5 protein-coding genes and 1 pseudogene are annotated in these 6,086 nt (G+C 69.5%); all 6 read right to left on the reverse strand.

Annotated elements, in window-relative coordinates:
• A pseudogene (locus ACFTZB_RS40555) lies at nucleotides 1-976 on the reverse strand (malate synthase G); the annotation flags it as partial.
• Between the two features lie 133 nt (nucleotides 977-1,109).
• Nucleotides 1,110-2,078: a sulfite exporter TauE/SafE family protein gene (locus ACFTZB_RS40560; protein WP_378440817.1), complete on the reverse strand. Its 969-nt coding sequence runs from the start codon at nucleotides 2,076-2,078 to the stop codon at nucleotides 1,110-1,112.
• A gap of 262 nt (nucleotides 2,079-2,340) precedes the next feature.
• On the reverse strand, nucleotides 2,341-3,585 hold the full coding sequence (locus ACFTZB_RS40565; protein WP_378440819.1) for a saccharopine dehydrogenase family protein: 1,245 nt from the start codon (nucleotides 3,583-3,585) through the stop codon (nucleotides 2,341-2,343).
• Between the two features lie 34 nt (nucleotides 3,586-3,619).
• Nucleotides 3,620-4,027, reverse strand: a complete 408-nt coding sequence (locus ACFTZB_RS40570) for a DUF2784 domain-containing protein (RefSeq protein WP_378440821.1) — start codon at nucleotides 4,025-4,027, stop codon at nucleotides 3,620-3,622.
• Between the two features lie 89 nt (nucleotides 4,028-4,116).
• Nucleotides 4,117-4,533 (reverse strand): universal stress protein, encoded by a 417-nt coding sequence (locus ACFTZB_RS40575; RefSeq protein WP_378440823.1) that lies wholly within the window; start codon nucleotides 4,531-4,533, stop codon nucleotides 4,117-4,119.
• A 105-nt stretch (nucleotides 4,534-4,638) separates the two neighbouring features.
• The coding region (locus ACFTZB_RS40580; protein ID WP_378440825.1) for an SDR family NAD(P)-dependent oxidoreductase at nucleotides 4,639-6,086 on the reverse strand (1,448 nt) is incomplete at its 5' end.

Here is a 6,086-nt window from a genome sequence, read left to right on the forward strand (position 1 = left end):
CGTCGGGGGCGGTGTAGGTGCGGTCCGGGTTCAGCCGGCGGGTGAACGACTGACCGTTCTTGGTCAGCTCCTCGGTCAGATCGCCGCGGTTGAGGCCGAGCCAGTTGCGGTAGCCGATCACCTTGTCGTCGGCGTCGACGGCGGCGACGGAGTCCTCGAAGTCCATGATGGTGGTGACCGCGGACTCGAGCACCACATCCTTGATCCCGGCGGCGTCGGTGGACCCGATCGGGGAGGTCGGGTCGATCTGGATCTCGGCGTGCAGGCCGTGGTTGCGCAGCAGCACCGACGACGGGGCGGCCGGGTTCCCGAGGTAGCCGACGAACCTGCCCGGCTCGGCCAGCCCGGTGACCGTGCCGTCCGCCAACGCCACCCGCAGGGTGTCCCCGTCGACGGTGTAGCCGGTGGCGTCGGCGTGCGAGCCGGTGGTGAGGGGGGCGGCGGTGTCGAGGAACGTGCGGGCCCAGGCGATGACCCGGTCGCCGCGGACGGTGTTGTAGGAGGTGCCCGGTTCGGCGCCGCCGTCCTCGGGGATGGCGTTGGTGCCGTACAGGGCGTCGTACAGCGACCCCCAGCGGGCGTTGGACGCGTTCAACGCGAAGCGGGCGTTGAGGACCGGGACCACCAGCTGCGGGCCGGCGGTCGAGGCGATCTCGGCGTCCACGTTCGCCGTGGAGATCGTGAACGGCGCCGGCGCCGGCACCAGGTACCCGATCTCGGTCAGGAACTGCCGGTACTCGGCCGGGTCGATCGGCTTCCCGACCCGGTCGCGGTGCCAGGTATCGATCCGCGCCTGCAGATCGTCGCGGGTGGCGAGCAGGGCCCGGTTCTTCGGCGCCAGGTCCTCGATCACCTTCACCGCACCCGACCAGAACCCGTCGACGTCGATCCCGGTCCCCGGCAACGCCTCCTCGTTCACGAAGTCGTAGAGCACCTTCGCGACCTGCAGACCGCCGACCTCAACACGCTCAGTCATGAAAAGCCTCACTGTTCCGCTATCGGAGCACCGGACGGGTGCCATGAACCGCGACCAATGTTACCCGCTGGTAAGGATGCGGTGTGGCAGATGTCCGGCGACTTCTCGATCCGGGCGGAGGCGTGAGGTGGGCTCAGGCCTTCTCGCCGGTGGACGGCTCCAGGGACTGCGCTTCGGGCTCGCCGAGAGTGTCGATCTCGGCGTCGATGCGGTGCAGATCGCCCGCGGCCTCCGCGGCGCTGAGACGCGAGCGACGCCATGCGACGACGAGCAGTCCGGCCCACACCGCCACGAGGGAGACGTAGCCGAGGGTGGCGGGGACGCCGGTCACGTCGAACGTCTTGAACAGCTTCTGCGCGTTGGTGATGATGATGATGATGCCGCCGACACCGGTGCCCAGAAGGGTCGCGGGCACCCGGCTGACGAGCCATGCGGCGACCGGGGCGGCGATGATTCCGCCGAGCGCCAGGCCCGCGATGATCGGAATGTTGTCGAAGAAGTCGCTGCCGAGCCCGAAGATGAATCCGATGCTGGCCGCGGCGGACACCAGGAACTCCGACGCGCTGACCGAGCCGATGACCGTGCGCGGTGCGGTCTTGCCGCGCGAGAGCAGCGTGCTGGTGGTGATCGGCCCCCAGCCGCCGCCACCGCTCGCGTCGATGAATCCACCGAACAGTCCGAGCGGTGAGAGGAACTTCGCGGTGTGCGGCGACGTCCGGGCGTCGTTGACGGCGGGAGGGCGAATCGAGAAGCGGAGGAGAACGTAGACGCCGATCGCCAGCAGGATCGTGGACGTCACGGGGACGGCGGCGGCCGTCGACAACTGCGACAGCACCGTCGCGCCGAGGAACGCGCCGATGGCGCCGGGGACGCCCAGGCGGAGCACGAGGGGCCAGTCGATGTTGCGGAACCGCCAGTGCGACGCACCGGAGGCGAGTGTCGTGCCGACCTCGGCGAAGTGCACCGCCGCGCTGGCGTGGGCAGGCCCGACGCCGCTGAACACGAGCAGGGTGGTCGCAGTCACGCCGAACGCCATGCCGAGAGCGCCGTCGACCAGTTGGGCACCCACGCCGACGAGCGTGAAAATCAAGAGCTTGAACATCGAGACTCCGACCGAGAGAGTGAACCGTCAGGGCAGCAAAGACCAGCGAGCAGGCTGGTCAGCAACATCCCTGGTCGAAGGCGTGGCCTCGGCGGGAGGGCCAGAAGGGCATGAGGGCGAGCGAGGCCGCGGGGCCTGCCTGCGCGCTCGTGCCGTTCACTCGAACTCCCGTGTCTCTCGTCGGGTGCACGGCCGTCCGCGCACAAGGCTCGACATTAGCGGGAGAGGTGGGCGCGTGTCATCTTCACACGCGCCCACCCGTTCACAGCTTTCGCGCGGAGATCTCCATGCCCGCGTCGCGCAGCCGCACAACCAGCACGTCGCCGAGTGCCGTCGCCGGAGTGAGTACACCTGCCGCGTCCGGAAGCGCGTCGCCGCCGAGGACGAGACTCAACGCGGATTCGCCGAGCATCACCGCGGTGGCGCGGTAGCCGGGATCGCCCTTCGCCTTCACCCGCGACGTGTAGTGCGCGCCCGTGGTGGTGGTCGTGTACAGGTCGACGGTGAAGTGGCCGTTGCGTTGCGCCTTCTCGCTGGGACCGTCGCCCGGTGAGGGCAGAACGCGGTCGAGGACGTACCGGGTGGGCGGGAGGGCCATGCCGGCGATCAACGCGCCGAGGCCGGCCGTCACCGCACCCGCGATCACCGGCGTGATCGGGGAACTGCCGACGCTCATGACTTCGCGGTACTGGAATTCCCGGCCGTACGCCCAGTCGCGGAGTGCGTTGCTGCGCCGCACGACCCGCGTGTTGTAGGGGCCCATGAAGAACGGCGCCTTCCAGCCAGTGACCCCGGGCGCGATGGTCTTGCCGTCGACAATGCCCATGTCGGACTGCTTGCCGAGATCGGGTTCCTTCGACCGGTCGGGGCTGAGCGAGTACGGCGAGGCCGCGAGACGGCGCGACGCCGCGTCCTTCTTCGACACGTCCACCTGAGTGCGGAGCGAATCGATCGTGCCGCCGCTGACGCCGCCCCGCAGCGACGTGACCACCAGGGTGGTGTCGGTGAGTTCGCCGGCGCCGTCCTCCCGGACCTTCGCGTGCAGGACGTGCACGCCGAGGTCGGACGGGACCGAGTCGAAACCGCAGGAGTGGACGATCCGGGCGCCGGTCTCGCGGGCCCGTTCGTGGTTGGCGTCGATGCTCTCGCGGGCGAACAGCACCTCTCCGGTGAGGTCGACGTAGTCGGTGCCCGCCTCGGCGCAGGCTGCGGCGAGGCCGTGTCCGTACTTGGCGTACGGGCCGACCGTCGTCGCGACCACGCGGGTGCGACCCGCCAGGGCGGCGAGTGACGCGGCGTCGTCGGAGTTCGCGACGATGACGGACCAGTCGGCCGCGCGCGGACCGAGTGCGGACCGCACCGCTTCCAGTTTGGCGGCCGTTCGTCCCGCGAGCGCGATCCGGACACCGTCCGGCGCGTGCTGGGCGAGATAGTCGGCGAGGAGTTTGCCGACGAAGCCGGTGGCCCCGTAGACGACGAGATCCAATTCACGCGTGCTGTCTGTCATGACACGACCCTACTCGCCGGTAGGGAAGGTGGGGTCAGAGTCCGGCGCCGGGGCGGGTCGGTGTGAGAGGTGCACGGGTGCGGACCCGCAGCACGACGTAACCGGCCCACGACGTGACGACGCCCAGCGCCACGAGAGTCTGGACCGCTGCCGCGGCGGATTCCGGGTAGACCACGCCGGTGAGGTAGTGGGAGATGAATCCGGACGAGGGGAGCGGGTCCTGCCCGGCGCGGACCCGGGCCCAGCTCTCCAGATGCGTCAGGGGGCAGTCGATCCCGGCGATCAGGCCGGTGAATCCCCAGGCGACCGCGGCCAGGTGCAGTGCGATGGTGCGCGGCCACCGCCAGGCGAGAAAACCACCGCACACGACGTAGAGGATGAAGCTCAGGTGTGCGACGACCGTCGCGTCGGCGACGACCTCGTAGAAGACCGCGCTCCCCATCGATGTACCCCTGACCTCCGAAGTGTCCCCCCAACGCCATCGTAGGCGCGGGTTGCCGGGTCCACGGGGGAACGGGCTCGGCGGCGGAATCAGGCGGGTCCGCGCGCCTCTTCCTTGACCACCAGGATCGGAATGTCGACCTCGAGCAGGAGACGCTGCAGCCACCGTTCCAGGAGGAACTTGCCGACCGGGGACATACGCCGGGTACCCACGACGAGCAGGTCCGCGCCGCTGCTGTCGACCAGCGCGCGCAGGGCGCTCACCTGATCACCGTCGTGGTCGTTGGTGCGCAGTTCCCACGACGACTCGCCGACCCCGCCGCTCTCGAGCGTCGCCTGGATCTCGGCGCGCAGAGCGGACCGGTCGGACTCCGCATCCTGTCCGGGGTCGTCGTCGAGGACGTGGAGGACGAGCAGCTGTTCCCGTCGTTGCACAGCCTCGCGAGCGGCGTGGACGATGGCCGCCCGGCCTTCCGGGCTGTCTCGGTGGACAACGGCTATCGCCATGAAGCGCCTCCATATTCAGGGATCGGTACCACGTCCATTATCCCCGCGCCGGAGAGTGCTCCCGCTGTGTCGATGCTCTCGCACGCCGATCCGGGTGGTGCTCCATCACCAGGGTGAGGGCTCGTAGTCCTTGAGGAAGCAGCCGTGCAGATCGACGCCCTGCTCGCCCTGGACGATGGGGTCGTAGACGCGGGCGGCGCCGTCGACGAGGTCGAGGGGGGCATGGAAACCCTCGTCTGCCAGGCGCATCTTGGTGTAGTGCGGCCGCTCGTCGGTGATCCACCCGGTGTCCACCGCGGTCATGAGGATGCCGTCCTCGAGCATCTCTTTCGCGCTGGTGCGGGTCAGCATGTTCAGCGCGGCCTTCGCCATGTTGGTGTGCGGATGCCCGGGACCCTTGTAGGCGCGGCTGAACTGGCCTTCCATCGCGGAGACGTTGACCACGTACTTGCGGCGGGCACCTGCCGCCGCCATCGCGGGCCGCAGCCGGGACACGAGGATGAACGGGGCGACCGAGTTGCACAACTGCACCTCGAGCAGCTCGATCGGGTCGACTTCCTCGACCGTCTGGACCCAGCTGTTCGTGTGCGCCAGATCGGGCAGCAGACCGCCGGCGTCGATCGCGAGACCCCGGTCGATCCGGTCGGGAGACGCCGACTTCGCGACCAGTGCGAGCGAACTCACCGCGTCGGGGGACAGCGCGGCGCCCGCCATCACGGACACGTCGGACAGCGACCCGGCGAGCGCCGCCGGGTGAGCGTCGCTCGTCTTGCCGAACGTCAGGACGTCGGGAAGGTCGCCGGAGGGAAGCGCACCGGACTCGGCGTCCGCCAGCGCACTGTAGGCGCCGGGCGAACGTCGCACCGTCTGGGCGGCATTGTTGATCAGGATGTCCAGCGGGCCCTGCGCGGCGACGGAGTCGGCGAGCGCGACGACCTGCGCCGGGTCGCGGAGATCGATACCGACCACCCGCAGCCGGTGGATCCACTCGCTGCTGTCCTCCATCGCCTTGAAGCGGCGGATGGCGTCGTTCGGGAAACGGGTCGTGATCGTGGTGTGGGCGCCGTCACGGAGCAACCGCAGAGCGATGTACATGCCGATCTTGGCGCGACCGCCGGTCAGCAGCGCCCGGCGTCCGGTGAGGTCGGCGCGCGCGTCCCTCTTGGCGCGGCTCTTCGTCGCGCAGTCGGGGCACAGCTGGTGGTAGAACGCGTCGACCCGGGTGTATCGCTGCTTGCAGATGTAGCACGGGCGGGGCCGGATCAGGGTGCCCGCGGACGCGCCGTCGGCGTTCGATGTGAGCGGGATGCCCGCGGTCTCGTCGTCGATCCGGTCGGGGGAGCCCGTCGCGGTGGCGGCGACGACCTTGCGGTCGGCCTCGGAGACGGCGTCGCGGGCCGCGATCCGCCTGCGCTTCTTCAACTTCTTGAACAGGTGACCGACGGCACGCTGGACCGTGACGGAATCGGGATCCGCGTCGTCGAGTTCCGCCGCCAGATCGAGAACTTTCAGGCAGGTCTCGAGGTCTGCCGGATCGATCGTCGTTGTCTCAC

This window comes from Rhodococcus sp. NPDC057014 (assembly GCF_042673295.1).
Classification (GTDB): domain Bacteria; phylum Actinomycetota; class Actinomycetes; order Mycobacteriales; family Mycobacteriaceae; genus Rhodococcus_F.